The 19615-nt window shown below is 39.4% G+C and carries 15 protein-coding genes and 1 pseudogene; 12 read left to right on the plus strand and 4 right to left on the minus strand.

The window, feature by feature from the left end; all coding sequences use genetic code 11:
- The first annotated feature begins 31 nt into the window (after positions 1 to 31).
- Both F0220_RS31305 and F0220_RS31310 read left to right on the plus strand, forming a co-directional pair.
- Positions 32 to 1634, plus strand: a pseudogene (locus F0220_RS31305) (DNA/RNA helicase domain-containing protein).
- Positions 1635 to 2040: 406 nt separating this feature from the next.
- Positions 2041 to 2232, plus strand: coding sequence for a hypothetical protein (locus F0220_RS31310; RefSeq protein WP_100526639.1), 192 nt, complete (start codon positions 2041 to 2043; stop codon positions 2230 to 2232).
- 672 nt (positions 2233 to 2904) lie between these two features.
- On the opposite strand, the gene F0220_RS31315 is transcribed toward F0220_RS31310, so the two are convergent.
- Positions 2905 to 3222, minus strand: a complete 318-nt coding sequence (locus F0220_RS31315; protein WP_149847074.1) for an ATP synthase F0 subunit B — start codon at positions 3220 to 3222, stop codon at positions 2905 to 2907.
- Positions 3223 to 3724: 502 nt separating this feature from the next.
- Here F0220_RS31315 and F0220_RS31320 point away from each other — a divergent pair.
- The 7 genes from F0220_RS31320 (at position 3725) to F0220_RS31350 (ending at position 13885) form a co-directional block, all read left to right on the plus strand.
- A complete protein-coding gene (locus F0220_RS31320) occupies positions 3725 to 4942 on the plus strand; it encodes an S-layer homology domain-containing protein (RefSeq protein ID WP_149847075.1) in 1218 nt (405 codons plus the stop codon).
- 1225 nt (positions 4943 to 6167) lie between these two features.
- The gene (gene nusA, locus F0220_RS31325; protein WP_149847076.1) at positions 6168 to 7241 is read left to right on the plus strand and encodes a transcription termination factor NusA; all 1074 of its coding nucleotides are present in this window, start codon (positions 6168 to 6170) and stop codon (positions 7239 to 7241) included.
- Positions 7242 to 7459: 218 nt separating this feature from the next.
- On the plus strand, positions 7460 to 7888 hold the full coding sequence (locus F0220_RS31330) for a hypothetical protein (protein WP_149847077.1): 429 nt from the start codon (positions 7460 to 7462) through the stop codon (positions 7886 to 7888).
- Positions 7889 to 7922: 34 nt separating this feature from the next.
- The gene (locus F0220_RS31335) at positions 7923 to 8696 is read left to right on the plus strand and encodes a helix-turn-helix transcriptional regulator (RefSeq protein WP_149847078.1); all 774 of its coding nucleotides are present in this window, start codon (positions 7923 to 7925) and stop codon (positions 8694 to 8696) included.
- Positions 8697 to 8786: 90 nt separating this feature from the next.
- Positions 8787 to 9395, plus strand: a complete 609-nt coding sequence (locus tag F0220_RS31340) for a hypothetical protein (RefSeq protein WP_149847079.1) — start codon at positions 8787 to 8789, stop codon at positions 9393 to 9395.
- A 251-nt stretch (positions 9396 to 9646) separates the two neighbouring features.
- Complete coding sequence (locus F0220_RS31345) at positions 9647 to 9994, plus strand: nucleotide pyrophosphohydrolase (protein WP_101314387.1); 348 nt, start codon at positions 9647 to 9649, stop codon at positions 9992 to 9994.
- Between the two features lie 276 nt (positions 9995 to 10270).
- The gene (locus tag F0220_RS31350; protein ID WP_149847080.1) at positions 10271 to 13885 is read left to right on the plus strand and encodes a DNA topoisomerase 3; all 3615 of its coding nucleotides are present in this window, start codon (positions 10271 to 10273) and stop codon (positions 13883 to 13885) included.
- Positions 13886 to 14500: 615 nt separating this feature from the next.
- Here the strand turns inward: F0220_RS31350 and F0220_RS31355 are convergent.
- The gene (locus F0220_RS31355) at positions 14501 to 14755 is read right to left on the minus strand and encodes a helix-turn-helix transcriptional regulator (protein ID WP_223200032.1); all 255 of its coding nucleotides are present in this window, start codon (positions 14753 to 14755) and stop codon (positions 14501 to 14503) included.
- Positions 14756 to 15358: 603 nt separating this feature from the next.
- Here F0220_RS31355 and F0220_RS33300 point away from each other — a divergent pair.
- Together F0220_RS33300 and F0220_RS31360 are read left to right on the plus strand one after the other, a co-directional pair.
- The gene (locus F0220_RS33300) at positions 15359 to 15490 is read left to right on the plus strand and encodes a hypothetical protein (RefSeq protein ID WP_262928161.1); all 132 of its coding nucleotides are present in this window, start codon (positions 15359 to 15361) and stop codon (positions 15488 to 15490) included.
- Positions 15490 to 15849, plus strand: coding sequence for a hypothetical protein (locus F0220_RS31360; RefSeq protein ID WP_149847081.1), 360 nt, complete (start codon positions 15490 to 15492; stop codon positions 15847 to 15849). The genes F0220_RS33300 and F0220_RS31360 overlap by 1 nt, the downstream gene beginning before the upstream one ends.
- A 593-nt stretch (positions 15850 to 16442) precedes the next feature.
- Here F0220_RS31360 and F0220_RS31365 read toward each other — a convergent pair.
- Positions 16443 to 17450 carry an HD-GYP domain-containing protein gene (locus F0220_RS31365; RefSeq protein ID WP_149847082.1) on the minus strand — a complete coding sequence of 336 codons (1008 nt, stop codon included), beginning with the start codon at positions 17448 to 17450 and terminating at the stop codon, positions 16443 to 16445.
- 642 nt (positions 17451 to 18092) lie between these two features.
- Here F0220_RS31365 and F0220_RS31370 point away from each other — a divergent pair.
- Positions 18093 to 18497: a hypothetical protein gene (locus tag F0220_RS31370; protein WP_100526621.1), complete on the plus strand. Its 405-nt coding sequence runs from the start codon at positions 18093 to 18095 to the stop codon at positions 18495 to 18497.
- On the opposite strand, the gene F0220_RS31375 is transcribed toward F0220_RS31370, so the two are convergent.
- Positions 18494 to 19270, minus strand: a complete 777-nt coding sequence (locus F0220_RS31375) for a LytR/AlgR family response regulator transcription factor (RefSeq protein ID WP_100526620.1) — start codon at positions 19268 to 19270, stop codon at positions 18494 to 18496. The genes F0220_RS31370 and F0220_RS31375 overlap by 4 nt on opposite strands.
- Positions 19271 to 19615: the final 345 nt, after the last annotated feature.

Below are 19615 nucleotides of genomic sequence, written 5' to 3' on the forward strand. Positions count from 1 at the left end.
TGAATATAATAATGAAAGTGACGTGTTAGTTATGATACTCGCAGGGAAACTGTATTCATTTGAAATGCTTAAGAAAACACGAAAGGAATTTGAACATTTTGATGTTAAAGACTTTGATATAGACACAGTTCCAGTTGTGTATATCCAAAGAGACAAGAAAAATCTCTATGTAGGAAAATCTACAGACATATATGGTCGTTTTTCTACACATTTAAAAGATATTAGTAAAACATTTACTGACATTACGATTATCAAAAGTGCTCTATTTAATGAGAGCTCCATCAAACACATTGAAACACTCTTGATTGATTACTTGCTAGCAGATGCCCAGTTCAACTTACTGAATAAGATTAAAGGCCAGAATATTCACTCTTATAATGGAATTGAAAATGTAAACGATATGTTCGTAACCATATGGAAAAAACTAATTCATGAAGGGATTGCTAGTGAACCATTAAAAGAGATACATAATAAGTTTATCTATAAATACTCACCTTTTAAGGAGCTCACTGCCAATCAAATTGATATTAGCCGTGACATCTTAGATACAGTGCTAAGTACATCTAAAAGTAGACATCTGATTGCTGGAGATCCAGGTACAGGTAAAACAGTAGTTTTAACGAATCTTCTATATACACTCGTATATGATCAAACAACAGGTAAGGACCGTGAAGGATTAGAACGGGAAGACATCGCACTCGTCATTCCACAAAACCACTCATTAGGCTTATATAAAGATTTAATTCGTAAAGTTGGTTTACATGGAATTACAGTGTTATCTCCTTCACACTTTATTAAGAAGGCTAAAGGTAGGGATACAAAATATAAGTATGTTTTTGTGGATGAAGCACATCGGCTAAAACAGTATTTTGGGAAGCAAGCGAGAGATTTAAAACATCTAATCACTTCGGATGGGTTTACAACCGAATTAGATCTGATATCAAACTACGCTCATCATCTAACCGTTGTATATGATCAGTATCAAACTATTCGTCCAGCTGATATAGACTCCGACCATTTTAAAGAAAAGACAACAGATTATCGTAGACATGTACTACGTAAACAGTTCAGGTTGAAGTCAGGGGATCAATATTTAGCATGGTTGAGAAAATATCTGCAAATGGCTTCAGATGTCCCTGTTTATGAAAAAGGATTACTAAAAGGTTATGACTTTAGAGTGATGGATTCCATTTCGGAATTACACAAGGGGATAAAGAAACTAAATAAGACCCATAAACTATGTCGAGTGATTGCGGGCTATTCTTGGGAATGGGCAACACAAAAGGATAATAATTTATATGATATAAGTGATCCTATCACAGGTGACACATTTAACTGGAACTCTAGAACAATAGGTTGGATTAATCAAGAAAATAGTGTTGAAGAAATAGGCTGTATTCACACAACTCAAGGTGCAGATCTAAATTATGTAGGCGTGATCTTTGGAGAGGAAATTGATTGTAATTATACGGGTGAAGAAGATGGAAGCTATGATTTTGAAAAAGTAAGAATTATAGTCTATCCAGAAAATCTATTATGTCTTACTGTCACGTGGCATAAATGGTTGTTACGTATATGCAACAAATCCCAATATGCAAAAGTATTTAAAGGAACTTCTAAAAATCAGTCAGTAGTTGATAGAATGGAGTCTTCATAAGGAACGTGAGTTCCTAGAAGATTTTCATTGAGAAAGTAGCTTCAGATTATGAATCATTTGAGTACAGAAAAAATCCAGAGATAATGTTTATTATTTGTCTAGGAACTTTACGAAGTAAAGTTGTTTACTGCAGTGTGTAGTGAATAATACAAAGTAAGGCCTAGACAAAAGAGCTAAGGTAACCCTTTTTATAGGGTTGTCTTTTCTGAATACCTAGAATAAAATACAAATATATATAAGCACACAATTAATGAGTCTATCATGAGACACTGAGGTAAATATATTTGTATTACATATAAGAAAGATTCATATAGTTCTAGGAAAACTGTAATAATAACAATGATTTCTCAATTATAAAATCATGAACAGAAAGGAATTTTTTCATGAAAGAACCCGAACGTTATTTAAATAAAGGTCCTAATGTGTTTAAAGTCGTAGGCTTATCATTTAGACCAGAAAAACGCGAGACTGCAACAGAGAATAAACTATCTATTGGATTTAAAATTGGGGATTGGAATGAACCTATTAATTTTATTCCTTACTTTCAAACGGTAGATAGAACCCAATTACATTAAAAGACGCTCTTCAAAGGCTTCCTTATAGGAAGTCTTTTCTTCTATATCAAGAAACAGTGCTTAGTAAATGAGATACAGCAGTTGATTACTTAGATATTCCAATGGGGTAAAACGATAATAAAATATACTAGCCCATATAAAAATGGAATTGCGTGTGTACGGTGATTTAGTGAAGAGTAACGCCGTACTGGGGCGGCCAATGAATAACAAGTTAAAAGTTTTCGAAACAAGTGCTCCTCGGAATAGAGCAAGTGAAGATACTTCAGTGTGAAGAGCAATCAGAACATCTTCACTATCAGAGTCATGCCTGAACGGTTGGCTATCATTGCTTATGCACTCTCATGGTCTGGTATTTCTTAAGGTGGAAGTACACCACATATTCTGTTCCGGATCCTTCCTACGGCGAAGTTGTGTTTACTGAGAACGCTCAAGTAGTACGAACGAAACACAAGACACCATTAATCGGATTATTCGAGTAGTTCAACTTACCTCGCTCAATGTAGACCATCTCGTTTATTAGCGTGTGAGGAAGACGAATACGTCGCGTTCTGCTCCAATAAAGATCAAAGCCTTCCGGCTAGGCCAGAGGGCTTTGTAGATACGTTCGTCTAAATGAAGATTTTCATACTACATAAAGATCCATATGGCCAAGTACACTTCTTTTTCTCGCAGTCACTTTAACATCATTCTAGTAAAAAGGAAAGCCAACAGAAGAATACCACTCAATATGTAAATTGGGATTAAAGCAGATCTTAACGCTGTTTTAGCTAAATGTGGTTTCGTATCTTTCCAAAGAAAATACATTAGAATGCCCAAAGGAAAGATAAGAAAAGAAATGATTTGCACTCTATCATTACGTTTCCTTTTTTTCTTATAAGCTTTGGAACAGGGTTTGCATCTTTGTTGCAACGGTCTGTAAGGATCTATCTTGTATATTCCTTCACAATCTATACATCTTGCATCTGTAACCCATACCCGAACACGTCCCATAATATTCGCCTCCTTTTACATGAATTCAGGACGAAGATCGGCATATACCTAGACAATTTTATCCAAGGAGAGTTTTTTTCGCAACTTTATTTTTAAACTGCATGAGAAGCAAGTTCGTTATTATCACATCAGGTAAAAGCATTGGCTGAAGAAGTTCTGCAGCTGTTCCCAAATAAAGTACTTCAACGGGTGAAAGATAACGAGCTCTGCCATGAATGCTCAATGTGCAGGAAATGCTCGCGTATCCAAAAGAAATATGTAGAAAATGCTGCAGAAGCAATAAGCTGATTACTTGTACTAATCCAATATCTGAGATAGTGTTTCTTGCGGTTACTATTGGAAGGCCCGATCTATCACTATGTTGATCCATATCGTGTAGAGAATACCTCGGCATTACACTTACGAAATATAGAGAAGTAAATTGCTAAACCCATGATGACGATAATGAATAAAGACGGGTGTTCTCCCAAATCAAGAGCGCTGAATTAAAAGGAGAAAGTTTATGAAAAAACAGTTTATTAAATTCGCAGGAATCGCACTGGCAGCAGCACTTATCGTAGGTACGATGAGCATCACGACACCTAATGCGCAAGCTGCTACAACTCCATTTTCCGACGTACAATCGACCCATTGGGGCGCCAGTGCCATAACCAATGGCGTTTCCAAAGGCTATGTCGATGGATACACGAACGGTACTTTTAAGCCAGACGCTAGCGTCACACGCGCAGAGTTCGTGAAGATGGTCGTTTCGGCTATGGAACTTGAAACTACGCCATCCAGCGGTAAATGGTACACCGAGTACGTTGACGCCGCAAGCCAAGCAGGCCTTTACGCATCTACCGATTTCAACAATAGCGAAGCGGCTTGGGCGAAAGTCATATCACGTGAAGAAATGGCTCGTGTTGCAGCTCGTGCGATCGGGGAAACAACAAAGGAAGATGACAAATGGATGTATCTCGCTACGAAAGCCGGTCTCATTAAAGGCGTCGGTATAGGGCAGATCGCTCCGAAAGGACTGACCACGCGTGCGCAGGCAATCGTTGTCATCGAACGTATTCTTTCCAAAAATACCGGCGCTTCTCTTGACGTCGATAGGTATGCGGTCGGTAGTGCTGAAATCGCTTGGCACGGTACAAACATCTTCACCGTGATGCCGGAAATGTGGGTAACAACGGAATCCGATCTGAGACAAGCTAGAAAAGATTCGGTGGAGGAAATGTGGAACGAGGAACGGATGACGATCACGTCAAAAGACGGGCTCTATCAAGGCAAGCTTGACGCACTTATCGCCATCGACCTTGCAGATCCCAACGACCCTAACCTTGGATTGATAAAGCCGATCAATACGCTCAAATGGTTCAATAATGATCCATCAAACAAAAACCTAATGGTAAAAGACCAGAAAAACAGTTTTTACGTCCTCTATTTCAAAGGTGGAACGGTATTTAACAAAGATCCTAAAAGATATAATACTTATGATTATCTGAAGTTTCGGGTCGATGGCTTTAATAGTCCTGATCTAGATGCCTTTTTTGATAAAGGAGTGCTAAATAAAGTAGCTAGTCTTTATCGAGATAATTTTAATGACATTCCTGCCGTTATAATCCCCAAAACGGGAACAGTGCAAAATAACTGGGATTTGGCAATTGGAATTCAAACACCGGCAGGTGGATGGTGGTTCAGCGAAAGTATTCTACTCCGTCTCGAAGGTACCCAATAAAGAAAAAGCGAGATTAAAAAAAAGAGGGTATTCATGAAGAACAATTCAGATTAGCAATGTATCACTCTTTATCACGGTACGACATTGAAAAGAGCTTGAACTATACTAAATAAGGTCAAATACGCATCGATAATGACTAATCAAGTGACCACAGCGGGATAGCTGCTAGATGTAATGAAATGAATTTTTGCAAACTAAGGAATATAGCATGGTTTAATTTTAGTCTTTCGTTAGAGAATATCTTTAAATCTCCGTCCGCTTTGTGATATACTCTACTCATACATTAGTAACATGGATCTCTAAGGAACAGGCACACGCCACATTCCAATTCTACGTCCTTCAAGGGCGATCTGTATCACTTTTATTTGGTGATCATGTAGAATTCGGAAAGGGCAGGTGCCTTTTTTTGTTGTGTTGATAGGCTATACCTCTCTGAGAATAGGGTGACCTAAAGGTGACCTTAAAGACACCTTTAACACTTAGGTCCATCCAAAGAAACCAAAGGAGGTCTATACAAATCCATAAAACACGTATAAACGTACAACTCGCTCATAGGACTAAACCTCTTTTAATACATCCTAGTCCTGCTGCGTTCTCGCCGCTCATTTTTTGTTTGACTATTTAGCCTGCCTGTTGTATTGCCCTCCTTTTAACGAGGGTTTAGATTTGTAACTAAAAATCTGCTACTTTTATTGAACCTGGAACCCTCTTTGCGCGCGGCGCGCACTCACTCTAGCCCTAAAGAAAAGGTATAGATACGTATCTAGGTTTCAGAATTGAAAGTAGATCATAGATCCGTGTTTATGTGTCTCAGGGTTGAAGATCTCGTATAAAGGGGAAGGAAAAGGTGAGAAGTAAGAACGTATGCGAGAATAGTAAGAACTTTCCTGTGACCGAGTAGTACGATATAATGTATATATGGATGAGTTTTACAGTTGATGGTCTATTGCCCTTCCTCCCTCTCCATATGTGTTGACGATCGTTGCTCTTCGCATCTACTAAACGTTCATCATTTTTTTAGAAACAGATACATATACGCTTAGATTTGCGTTTCCATCGAAAGGTACTTGTGCGGTAAAGAATTTATCTCTGTCTCGAGATCGAAGCTTTTTCTAGTAATACGATTGTGTCGAAAGTATCTATAGCACGATAGGGAGAACGATACGCATACAGAGGGCGGATTTAGCTTGTGTAGTAAAAATCAGAAAACAAAAGGAGAATGAAAATGAATAAGGATTTTTTAGTAGCATTAACGGAGATTGAAAAGCAAAAAGGGATTTCAAAAGAAGTTTTGTTAGAGGGTCTTGAGGATGCACTCGTATCAAGTTACAAAAAGAAGTTCAATACGGCAACGAATGTGCGTGTCGATATTAATCGTACGTCTGGTGCAATGAAAGTGTTATCAAAGAAAATGGTTGTAGATGATATTATTGATGAACGAGTCGAGATATTGATCGACGAAGCTCGGCAGATCAACCCAGATGTCCAGCTTGACGAGTTTATTGAAATTGAAGTTACTCCGAAAGACTTTGGACGGTTGGCTGCTCAAACGGCTAAACAGGTGGTTATGATGAGAATTAAAGAAGCTGAACGAGCTCTCGTATTTGATGCGTACGCTGGTAAGGAAGAAGAGATCATCACTGGTAAGGTCCAGGGCATGGACTCAACTAACTTATATGTTTTACTAGACCATACCGAGGCTGTCCTACCTATCAGTGACTTGATGCCAAATGAAAAGTTTAAGCTTGGGGATACACTATCAGCGTATATCTCTCGCGTTGAACAAACCTCTAAGGGAACTTTGGTCATTCTGTCGCGTGTACACCCAGGACATCTGAAGAAGTTGTTTGAAACAAAGATCCCAGAAATACAAGAAGGAAAGGTCGCCATCAAATCCATCTCCAGAGAAGCGGGGATCCGTTCGAAGATTGCAGTTACTGCACTAGATCCAGATGTGGATGAAGTTGCGGTATGTGTAGGCGTAAAAGGGCAAACTATTCAATCCATTACCAGTGAACTCGGCGGAGAGAAATTAGATATCATTAAATGGTCCAAACAGATGGAAGAGTATGTTGCAAATTCCTTAGCACCTGCTAAAGTACTTGAGGTCCACATTTTTGACGATGAAGAGGATCCGACAGCACGTGTGATTGTGCCCAATAATCAGCTCACACTTGCGATTGGTTTGAAGGGGCAAAATGCACGTCTTGCAGCAAAATTAACGGGTTATAAGATGGATCTGTATAGTGAAGATCAAGCATTTAAACAATTCGGCCGTCCAGTAACGATAGTCGAATAGATTCAGTTCTTTCTACTCAGGGACAACGACACCTTGACTCCATACAATAATTTATAAGGTTAAAGGGTAACAAAGCAGGCACAAAAACGGTCGAAGATGAAGAAGTCCTCTAATTGCGTTTATAAACGTAAGAGCACCGTCTTGATCCAAATGATAGAACATGCATTTTCAACTTGCGATATGCATTTTTAATTTCAGTATACAGAGGAGAAGTACACATGCAGTTCCTCATAAAAATCGGAATTTGTTCGTTTATTCTTAGCATGTTTTTTGTGGCCAATCATATTCACGGCCTGATACCTCCAAGTGTTTACCGTATCTTTGGTACGATTGGGATATCTCAAATTATTATTTCTTATTACGTGTGGAAAGCTGAATCCTCTCGGATGCAAGGTCTTATGGATTGTAAACTACCACATGATGAAGTTGAAAAACCTACGATGACAGGACCTATGGTAAGAGGCGCTGTAGTTTCACTAGTATTGTGCGGCACTCTTTTAGTTCCTCATCTGATTGCAATAGGTGGGGTGTGGATCCTCACCTATGGAATTAGCTTTTTCGTGGTATATACGTTCCTTTCGAAATACATGGGCATTCGTCAAGACACAAAGACACTACGTCATAAACAATCTTTGTCACGTTCGTAATCAAACTAAAGGATCCGGAAAGTGAGGGAGTCTAATGCCAGTGAAAGAGGAGATTAAACTCGGTCCAGAACGCTTAGGGCTCAGTGAGAGAGATATCATGTACTTGCTCATCTTTCGTGAACTTCACAATCAGTCGGCATCTCCTTCAGATATCTTTGAGGTGGTCCGCGCGGAATTAAGTAATATACAACGAGGCCGAGCGAGATCCTATTTCTACAATGTAGTAAGTCAGATGGAATCATTCGGATGGATAACAACGATTCGGACGGAGAACAAAAACAATAAAAAATACTACGCTATTACCTCGGACGGTTATGCGAAAATAGATAGTTTTAAAGAATCATGTATGGATTCCATGAAGAGTTTAAAAAGTATGGCCGATCACTTTGATTTTCATATCTCGGGTACTGGTAAATCTGAACCCATTCAACTGAATACGCAGCAACGAAAAATGTTTAACCGATTAATTAACGTGCGACATTTAATCCGGTTCTTATTTTTAAAGATTCTAACTGAAGCCGAACATCGCCAAGAAAGTGGAAAGAAAGTGTGGTTACTTTTTAAAGAAAGATACGAATGGCAGCCTGCACAAGGCTATTATTACGAGGTACTTCGAGAAATGGAAGTAGACCAGGGATATGTAACAGGAAAATGGACGACAGATCGGCGTAGCACCTATATTTATCAAATTACGAGTCACGGGTTAGAGTCTATCGCAAGTGAAGCCGAGACTACGCTACACTTCGTACGACAGTTACAACACTATACACGTTTTATACTAAATTTGTTTCCTGATCGTAACAGTTAATGCCGGAACGAATTGCATATTAAATAGACTCAAAGCTGCATCTAAATCAGATGGGCTTTGGTAGGGTCATCTCAACAGGAGGAATTACGGGTGCAATCTTTAAATTTCGCACTACAACTGTTTAAAGATAGTGGCGTTCCATTCAAGCTTAGTGGCGAAGCGCAAACAGAAAGAGAACTGAAAGTAACACGTCTAGTTGTAACTAAAGATCATGTTTTACAAGGACATATTCAAACGTACTTAAATGTACTAGTGAACGTTGAAAAGAAAAAACAAAAAGGTCACAGCTCTGTGGTCATCTTATTTGACGGGTATGAACATGAAGCCAGAAGAATGTACAATGTGCCCGAGTTAAAATCTTGGATCCAAAAACTAGTGAAGAACAAACCATATCTGTTTTATTTTATCGCTAATATGAATGATCATTATGTTCATGATATGGCACTATGTTCAGTTACGACTTCAGCTTCTTTTATGCCTACATCTTTATTGGCGTATACGGGTAAATCCCCGGAACTTGAGCTAAACGGAGCAGATGTTACACCAGTGATTCAAAAACTGGCTAAATCAGCATTTATGTATGCCAAAAAGTTGAAGCACACGCCTGAAGAACTGATGGATCAATGTATAACTTTTCTGGATCATGTGAAGTACGAAGAACATTTAAAAGAACATAAGCGATTTCTTCAAGAGATCTAGATAACTTGCCGGTATGACGGAAAGCACCTCAAAGAAGGTGCTTTTTCTTTTGCCTCTAATGACGGTTTATGAGCAGTTTTAAGCCTCTTCACACAAGAACACCTAATACCAAGGATGAGTCTGAAAACGAGTAAAGCATTGACGCTGACTGCGCCTGCTTCCTATGTGATGCTTACGCTTCGGTGTATCAAGAGGACGTAAGCAAGGACTTTGCCGTTGTTTGTCGAATGACTGTATAGAGGTGGTTCATTGTGGAGGAATTAATACAAAAGATTACTGCATTTAGAGATGAGCGGGACTGGGGACAATTTCATAATCCCAAGGATCTGGCCATTTCTTTGAATCTCGAAGCGAGTGAGTTGCTTGAAATATTTCAATGGAAAAGTAACGAAGAAGCCATTGCGAAAAGCAAAGACAAACTTCAAGATGAATTGGCTGATGTTCTATATTATGTGTTACTCATGTGCAACGATCTTAATATTGATCCGAAGAAAGCATTAATAGAAAAGCTGAAGAAGAATGCAGAGAAGTATCCAGTAGATAAGGCATATGGCTCAAACAAAAAATACACCGAACTTCGTGGGAGTAACCAAGAATAAGGGTCCCTTTCCTTCATTAAGGCTGCATTGTTCATTCATAAAGTAGTAGATTAACTATCCGTGGGAAAGGTTAATCTTTTGGGTTTTAATTTGGATGGCTTGTTCACATTTAAGTAGAGACCACAGAATAAGAACATATTTAGCACGCTTCTGGACAGCATACAGGGTGACCTCGGTGTAAGATTACGGTATAATGAAATCAATTGAATACTCACAAAGCGAAGCACGCTTCTCCCTATGGGGAAGCGTGCTTTTTGCTCGTTATAGGAGGTTTACATGAAACTTATCATAGCTGAAAAAAAAGACCAAGCCCAACGACTAGCGGCTCCTTTTCCAACCAAAGGGGAAGGTTGGGGCTACATCGAGGTACTGCCCTGTCCGACATTCCCCAAGGGAGCTTACTTCTCATGGGCAGCAGGACACTTAGTTACTTTAAAAGAACCAGAGGATTATGATCCAACGTTTGAAAAGTGGAGAATGGAGCATCTACCCATACTACCAGGACCCTTTCAATTGAAGCCTGCAAAAGGGAAAGAAAAATTGTTCGCCCACTTGAAGAAATTGATTCAAAACAAGAGCTTTAACGAGATTATAAATGCCTGTGATCCAGGCCGTGAAGGTGAAGCTATCTTTACTCTGATATATCAACTTAGTGGTTGTAAAAAACCCGTGAAAAGACTTTGGACTTCTTCGTTAACGAAAGAAGCGGTTTTTGCAGCATTTCAGAAACTTCTACCCGGATCAGAAAAGAAAAATTTGTTTTATGAAGCATATGCTCGGTCATGTGCAGATTGGCTTGTGGGGATAAATACATCAAGAGCATACTCCATACTGCTTCGAGAGAAAGGAGTCAAAGTTGAAAAAGGAGAGAGCTTCTCAACAGGGCGTGTTCAAACGCCGGTTCTAGCACTTATTGTTGAACGCGAAAGGGAAATAAAGAGTTTTGTATCCACGCCCTATTGGGAAGTCATTGCAAACTTCAGCTTTAGCGGTATGGAGTATAGGGGGAAATGGTTTACAGGCAATCAAGACCGACTTATGGATCAGGGTAAAGCTGAGAAATTGGCCGCTTGGTGTTCAGGAAAAACGGCAGATATCGATGAGATATCTGTGGAGACTAAAGAGACTTTGCCTCCCTATCTCTTTAGTCTTTCCGCATTGCAAACCCTTGCAAATAAACTTTTTAAACTAAGTCCGAAAGATGTGTTAGATGCCTGTCAAACGCTATACGACAAGGGGTATCAGAGCTACCCACGTACGGATAGTAATCGGATTACGACGGAAGAAGCAAAGGAGTTACCCCGCATTCTTGAGAACATAAGTAAACTAGGGCCTTATACTCCTTTAATCCCTAAACCGGTTCCCTCTATTATGAATAATAAAAGATTTGTGGATGCTTCGAAAGTATCAGACCACTACGCGATTATACCGACCGATACAGCTCCAGATTTAAGCAGATTAAGCCATAATGAAAGACTGATCTATGACTTGGTTGTCAAATCAGTAATTGCAGCTCATTATGATAGTGCTATTCTGGAACACACCACGATCATCACGTATGTGGGAGATCAATTTTCGTTCATAACCAAAGGGAAGAGAATCATTCGAGACGGCTGGCGTCTCGTTATGAATACAGATGACCCTGACGAGAGCGAAGAAAGCCTAGATCTGCTTCCTAGTGTAGTGGAGGGACAAGTTGGTTACACCACCGATTGTTTTGTTAAAGAAGCCTGGACTTCTGCTCCTAAGCGTTTGACAGAAGGTAACCTCATCTCAATGATGAAGTCTGCCGGGAATCAGTTAGGAAATAAAGAGCTAGAAAGCATCATGCGCAAAACGCATGGTCTTGGAACAGAAGCGACTAGAGCAAGTATTATAAGCCGATTAAAGGATCAGAGTTATATTGAAATCAAAAAAAACTTGGTGTATCCCACCGTTAAAGGACGTACGCTTATTCAAGCTATCGGCCAATCTGCCCTATCTTCTGCCGAAACAACTGCAAAGTGGGAACAAACATTAAGTGAAATTGGTCAGGGGAGATTTACACATACTAGCTTTATTGATCAAGCCAAGAAATTGGCTACTAAGCTCGTTAATGATGCTGTGAACTCTGTTCATTCTATGGACATGCCCGGAGCAGTTAAGCCGAACTCAGCAACGACTAATAACGGCATTCCCATTTCACAACCTCCAGTATCTAGCTCACCGGTACAATCCATATCGTCGCTGGGGCATTCTGGTACTACACATATCGAGGGGGATCCAGAGCACCAAAAGTTCTTCATGCATAATGAAGTTATAGAAATTAGGGGGAATGCTACTGAATCTTCAGATGCTTCAAAACAGATTACTTCTTCTATTTCCAGTAGCCCAGCTAAGGCACCACCTATAACTGAAGCGCATTGGCGGCCGAAACGAAATGTGACCGCTGATCAAAACTTGGGATTTTGCAAAAAATGTGGCCAGCCTGTCATCGATAAAGGAGTTTTATATGGCTGTAGCGGATGGGAGAACACGGGGTGTGATTTCAAAATTAGCAAAACGATCAAAGGTAAAGTCATTGAAAAGGAAACTATCCTACGTATTCTGGAAACGGGATCGAGTGGCTTAATACGGGGATTTGTTCATAAGTCCAAAGAATCGAGTAAAAGCGATACCGTCTTTGATGCTATATTACAGTTTGACCAGACAGGCAAACTGTGTTGGAATTACCCAAGCACCGATGTGTTGAAGTTACCTGTCACCTTACTTAAATCTTCAACAGTCATACCCCCTTCAAATCAGGATTCAAAAAGTGCTTTCGCTGAGCTTGAAAGAGAAACAGCTAATTTGAAGTTACCTGCCAAAGTTATTCGTGTCACCTATGGACCTCGTGTAACGAGATATGAATTGGTACCAGCAGAAGGGCTGAATATATCCCATTTTAAGCGACTCAAGATGAATTTGAAAATGGCTCTGAAGGCTGAAGAGATTACGCTTTATCTCCCTATCCCGGGCACAAACGTAATTGGTATTGAAGTACCCAGTAAACTACCGTATACCGTTCATTTAAGACCACTTCTTGAGAATAAAGAATTTTTAGCTACACGAACTGCTCTAAACTTCCCTATTGGTATGGACATGTCGGGGGAACCTGTTTATGCAGATTTAGCCAGCATGCCGCATCTACTGATCGCAGGAGCTACAGGAGCAGGCAAATCCGTATTTATCAACGCTATGATCATAAGTCTTTTATACAGTGTGGGTCCGGATAAGCTTAAATTTTTGTTCATTGATCCCAAAATGGTCGAACTCTCTGTCTACGAAAACATCCCGCATTTGTTTGGCCCGATCGTAACGGATGTGAAAAGAGCAGGAATCGCATTGAAAAAACTTGTTGTAGAGATGGAAAAGCGATATGAACTTTTAAGCCACTATGGTGTGCGTAATATTGAATCGTATTACGATAGGGTACAATCTGTAGATCCTAACGCTCCTCGCCTACCTTATATCGTTTTAGTCATAGATGAACTTGCGGATTTGATGATGACAACAGGAGCGGATGTAGAAGAATGTATTCAACGAATTGCCCAACTTGCACGTGCAGCTGGTATTCATATGATCATAGCCACACAGCGCCCGTCTAAACAAGTTTTATCGCCTGTGATTAAAGCAAATTTACCCGTAAGAGTTGCATTCGCTGTTGCCAATCATTATGATTCTAAGGTAATTCTGGATGAGTCGGGAGCTGAAGATTTGCTAGGGAGAGGAGACATGCTATATCTTCCTAAGGATGGGGCAAAAAGAAGATTGGTTTCTGCTTATGTGTCCGATGTTGAAATTGAGAATATAGTATCTCACCTCAGTTCAAGTGGAGAGGGTCCTTCACGAGCTTTTACAAAACGAAATTAATGTATCTTCACTATCTGCATTTTGTACACTTTTTTTACCCGAGCCACGAAGATGGATATGACGACTATGAGTAACTACATATCGGAAGGTGGTTTTTACACGAATGGAGAGGATGTATCGAAGTTAACTGTAATCGATCTCAATTTAATGACTGTAATATGAAGCGAAAGAAGAGCGCGGCACCGAGGAACAACCAAGCTTTCCATGCAGTTTGCAGAAAGCCCCTGAATGAGAGAATAGAAATTACGCATATTAGAGAGACATATTTATGCACTCTTAAAGATGCAGCTGTGCCTGATAAGGATTGTTAAGTTGGTGAGGGGGAGCGCATTCGGTAACAGATGACGCACGCAAGCCTGTAACGTTAGCCTTAACGGAGCAGATTGTGAATTGCGCAAGTATTTCGGTAGGTTAACACCCCAAAACGATGAACGTTATCAACCCATGAAACGGCATTCCAGGGTTGTGTATCACGGCCTGTATGGTTCGCGGTTTTCTGCTTACCGTGAGATCCTGGTACATATAGCGCGGCAAACTCGTCCGTGTACATTCTTCTTACCGAATCTCTAACGCACTGATTCCAAAGTTTAAACTACGTAAAAAGAGCCGTAATGTTTAACGGCTCTCTTTGTTGTCTTCCGGTATGTATTCCATTACGTCCATAAGACTGTAGTCTTTTCCCGTCATCGCACGTAGAGTATCTATAATAATACTGAGAGTATTCAAGTCAACCCGTTTTGTTTTGCCGTCACACAAGTCATAGATGAGGTTAGGTCTAACTTTAGCCTCCCGCGCGAGGGCATTTCTGCTTACATTTGCCGCGTCTATTGTTTCCCCTAATTTAATTTGAATCGACATTGCCAATTCCACCTTTCACCTCCCATCATACCCTATCGATAAACAATTTAAAATAATCACTTGACGATTAACGCCTGCCGATATATAATTAAACAACCTTTATCGTTAGACGTTAAACATAAAGTGTTAAACTCCTGATAATATTTTTTTTCGATACTATTCACAGTAACATCGTATTGGTCCACGATTTATCCGCATGGAGGAAAGAAATTATTTCGAACATTACTGTAATCGAGAAGGTAGACGACTTTGATGGATTCATCCGTATTGAGTACGGTGTCACACTTTTAGATGAGCATTACGCTATTAACATTCACCCTGACTATAATATCGCTGTTATGGAGCGCGTTAGCTTTGTTGGAGTAAAGTACCTCACGACTTACGGAGAAATCTTCGATCAAAAGGTCGGTGACATTAGTTTCACCCATAACATCCGCGAAATGATCGCGGTTGAATTACTCCAAAAGCTTATTCCCCAGGAGGCAACTTCATCGTAACGCACTTGTCGTCCGGAAAGCAGCTAGTTATTCTATCGGGAGCATTTCGGGGGATTCTCGGATTGAATCCGCGTACAACCGAAGGAGTCTGATTTATTATCGGAGGAGGAAAGTATAAATGATTGCAACTACAAATATGCCAACTACGCGTAACAACTGGGAATATAACAATTCATATAACCGTAACTTTAACCATATGCTCATATTCGTTTACTGTCTTGTACTTATCGTGAAGGAATTGATCGCCTAATGACAGCGAAAGTTGAACTCGAACTAGCTTCGATGGTACTTGGCCCATTTGATGAGGATCACCAGTACGTATTGTATGAAGGCTATGTATTGAATGGCCGCCACATTTTCATTATGGATTCTGGCGACCTTTGGTTGCGCCAGGTACACAAGGCTCCGAACATGGATCACCTTTATATCGACGGAGACTCCAGCGGGCTAATTATTGCCAATGAAGTAGAAGGCATGGACGTCCGCTTACTTATAGAAACGATTATCACGGAATTGATGCAGATAAACGGTCTCCAGTTCCTTCTCGATATCATGCTATGGACGAAGGATCGTAGCGACCTGAACCTCAAGCTCGAACACCTTCGATGAACCTAACAGCCCGAGAACGATGACGTACGCCATGGAAACGTAATGTACTGAGTTAGTGGGGCTGAACGCTGACATGGATCCCTATGCAGTTCGTAGTTTATCCGGACTTTACCGCGCCAACGGTTGGTCCGGTGCTTATAACGCGATTGAGAGGCAGCCTGTTAATCCGGAACAGGCACCGTTTGTACGTTTAATATTCCTATAAATAACAACGTTAGTTCCTGTTTATTTTTTTGCAAAAAATTATATACTCATGTCCCCAAATCAGAAAAAGTGTCCTACCCATATATAGGGGGATTCTTAAAAATACCCTAGACTCTAATCGGTCGGCATTAACAAAGCTACGAAAATTTTTCGGAAAATGTGTTATAAGAGATTGGGAGTCGTTTAGTACGAGCATATCCGTGGTTGACGTGAGCGGAGGTAATGTCATTGAATGAAGTAAATTCAATATGCTGTCTCAACTCGTATATGTATATTTTCATTCTGTAATCCTACGTTCTTCCTCATGATAACCACAAGGGTGTGGTATTCTCTCAAGCATACATATCCCGTTTGGAGGTTTTACGATTTTATATTAAAATGCTCACAAGTTATACACTTGCGAGCATTTTTTCGTGTTGTTCCATAACTCTGAAAAGGCTTGGATCTTCTTCAAGACATTGAATGAAAATCTCAACGATATAGGGATCAAATTGATGACCAGCGTTATTTCGAAGTTGCTCTATAGCGTAGTTTACATCTAAGGCAGGCCTATAGGACCGACTGGTTGTCATTGCATCGAAAGCATCGCATATGGAAACAATCCTTGCGGGCAGAGGAATCTCATATCCGGACAACCCTCTCGGATAGCCCCTTCCGTCCATTCGTTCATGATGATAGAGAACGATCTCACTAACACCTATAGTTCGGAGCTCTTCAATCTCATTAATAATCTGAAATCCATATTCGGGATGCTTACGAATAACAGCAAATTCAGATTCAGTAAGCTTTTCTGTTTTAGAAAGGATGTTCTCAGGGACTCCTACCTTTCCGATATCATGAAGAAGCGCACCAATCTCTAAATAATAACTTTCACTTTCATTAAGCCGTAATTTTTCAGAAAGTGCCTTTGCGTATCGGCTGACATTTGTTGAATGAGAAGCTGTATAAGGATCTCGAGCATAAACCAGTTTAGAAAGAGCGCTAATTGTATCTTTAAAGAGTGTGCTCATATTCTCATTTTTTCGGATCAGTTCATGATTCATCGCATTAATTTGATGATTTTGAAGTTTTAATGTTGCTGTCAATTGGTTAAATCCATTTTCCAAAATACTAAATTCATCCCCTTTAGGATGAGCTCTATCTACAGAATTTCTGACTGAAGCTGTATCAAATTTTTTAATGACCTGTAATAGCGGCTTCATAATAGGTCCTGCAACCATATAATTTACGCTGGAGATTAAAATAAAGCATGCAGTATACTTTAGGATCTCATAAGATAAAATCTCAACTGTAAACCGATCATTACCTACAATATACCCGCTGAAAAGGTTCACTGACATTAGAAGTGTCGTTGCCATAATGCTAAAAAGAGTAGCCATTTTGATCCTCACAGCCATCTGAATTTCCCTCCCAAAACAAAAAAAGCCCACAGCAATCCCTTTGGATTACCGTGGTGCTTCCACGTTTGATATTTTATTATCTATATTATACCAGAATATAGTTCGTAATCAAAATAAAAGATTTCCCCAAAAGCACCCTGAATTAAGCTGACAACTCTCGAGATAGTGGAGGCTTTCTTTGTATGAGGAAAAGGACCTACCTATTCGTTGAAAAAATAACTCTATTCATTCTAGTACGATTCAAGTATACTATGGTTAATTGAATACACGGTTCTGGAAGCACCAGAGGTTTAGCCGATCGAGAATTCTCGATTGACGTGCCTTTGGTGTTTTTTTGTTGTTTGTATGAGGTACTCTATACGTTCGCCCTTGGAATTGTTGTTGTGGTAGTCAAATAATCAAACAATAAAGACGATTTCAAACTTGTCTGATTGTAGATGAAAAATGTACAACTGGTACTCCTTAAGAACCACCTACAGGAACGGCATTCAATTTATTCCTTATTAACCTAAAGAGAACATTTGAGACATAACTTTGAACATTTCGAACAAATATACTTTAATAGTCCTATATGGATTGGTATATTAGTCATGTCCCTAATAGTTCTTTAGGATTACGTCAATGAGAGGTGCATGCAAGATGTATATGTCCAACGATTCATATTTAGAAAGAGAAAATCCACTAGTGCGAAAAAATAACGAAAATCTCTATGATCAAATTAAGCTCTGCATTATTTCCGATTATTTCCCAAGAACACTTTCCAAGCTCCCTAGTGGCACGATGGAATTCTTTGTGAGAGATGGAGAACTCGCAATTAACTATCACACTACAAAAATTGGACTCAGGGGTCCCAAGCAGGGATTAGCAGGCGAGGGGATGAACCGTAGCAAACTGCTAACATTGTTATTACTTTTAGAGGATCAAATCACTGGACATCCAGCAATTGATTATGGAAGCATCACAATTACATACGAACTCCTTGAAAATGGTGAAGTAGATGGAGAAATCGAGTTCAAAACACAAGTAAACCACCGGCGACGCTAAGTACTTTGTGTACGAAATTTCAAGAATAGATCACTAGCATCCATATAGTTTTTTTTAGTTAAAGGGACTTTTTCAGAAGTATAGTCTAATGAAACGTTATAATTTTTTGTAAACATACCATCAGGTTGTATAGCCGTGATATACAGTATGTTAATGAGATAGCTTCTGTGCGAATATACTAAGTTTGGCGAACACATTTCCTTAATCTCTTTAAGGTGTGTACTCGTCTCAACAGTTGTTCCATCTTTGAGGTGAACAATGTATCTATTACGATACTGTTTATCCTTCTCAACAAAGATGATCTGATTCTCTGCGACAGTTACATCACGGTAATTCTGCTTTAATACAACCCAGTTTATAGCTTCTGCTACTTCAGCATCAATTAGCTTTTTTGCATATATCAGTTCTTTAGCTTTGTTAATCGCTCTCTTAAATCGATTTTCGTTCACGGGCTTTGTTATATAATCAACGGATTCAAACTCAAATCCGGCTAATAGATGTTTAGGACTGATAGAGCCTGTAACGAAAATGATTTGCGGATGAACACCCGATTGCAATACTTCTTTAAAGGCAGTTATACCGTCCATTTTTTTTAGTCCTATATCTAACAAGATAATATCCGGTTTATGTAATTTGGTTTCCTCTATTAAACGTATCCCGGATGATACACAGGAGACGACGAATAAATCCATTTCCTCTAAGTACTTTCTCAACAAAGACACTTGATGTATGTCGTCTTCTGCAATTATTACCTTATATCTTTGTTGTTCCACAAACTAACCTCCTATGCTGAATTACCTGACTAGCTTTAGATTACTGCATAACTCTACTCATGATTACCTTCAACGAATAGCATCTGTACTTCTTAAGAACCAAATCTGATTTTAGTAAGACGATGTTTGAAAAATTGTTTAGATATCTAAGGATCAAGTTTTTTGTTGAACCGATATTTTACATTTGGCTAGAGATTTAAAAATGCTTCGGAACCACACGGTCACCATTGAAATTGAAGGTAATACCTTTCTTAGTCACAAGAGAATAATACCTTTTACTCAAGTTCATTTGTGTCGTATTGTGTCGAAGACTGTACAATAAATAGTGGGTATACTTAAAACTTC

Source organism: Paenibacillus sp. 37 (assembly GCF_008386395.1).
Classification (GTDB): domain Bacteria; phylum Bacillota; class Bacilli; order Paenibacillales; family Paenibacillaceae; genus Paenibacillus; species Paenibacillus amylolyticus_B.

Coding starts and splice junctions, on each gene's coding strand:
- F0220_RS31310 (WP_100526639.1), top strand. CDS start 2,041: ATGAAAGAACCCGAACGTTATTTAAATAAAGGTCCTAATGTGTTTAAA.
- F0220_RS31315 (WP_149847074.1), bottom strand. CDS start 3,222: ATGGGACGTGTTCGGGTATGGGTTACAGATGCAAGATGTATAGATTGT.
- F0220_RS31320 (WP_149847075.1), top strand. CDS start 3,725: ATGAAAAAACAGTTTATTAAATTCGCAGGAATCGCACTGGCAGCAGCA.
- nusA (WP_149847076.1), top strand. CDS start 6,168: ATGAATAAGGATTTTTTAGTAGCATTAACGGAGATTGAAAAGCAAAAA.
- F0220_RS31330 (WP_149847077.1), top strand. CDS start 7,460: ATGCAGTTCCTCATAAAAATCGGAATTTGTTCGTTTATTCTTAGCATG.
- F0220_RS31335 (WP_149847078.1), top strand. CDS start 7,923: ATGCCAGTGAAAGAGGAGATTAAACTCGGTCCAGAACGCTTAGGGCTC.
- F0220_RS31350 (WP_149847080.1), top strand. CDS start 10,271: ATGAAACTTATCATAGCTGAAAAAAAAGACCAAGCCCAACGACTAGCG.
- F0220_RS33300 (WP_262928161.1), top strand. CDS start 15,359: ATGATTGCAACTACAAATATGCCAACTACGCGTAACAACTGGGAATAT.
- F0220_RS31360 (WP_149847081.1), top strand. CDS start 15,490: ATGACAGCGAAAGTTGAACTCGAACTAGCTTCGATGGTACTTGGCCCA.
- F0220_RS31365 (WP_149847082.1), bottom strand. CDS start 17,450: ATGGCTGTGAGGATCAAAATGGCTACTCTTTTTAGCATTATGGCAACG.
- F0220_RS31370 (WP_100526621.1), top strand. CDS start 18,093: ATGTATATGTCCAACGATTCATATTTAGAAAGAGAAAATCCACTAGTG.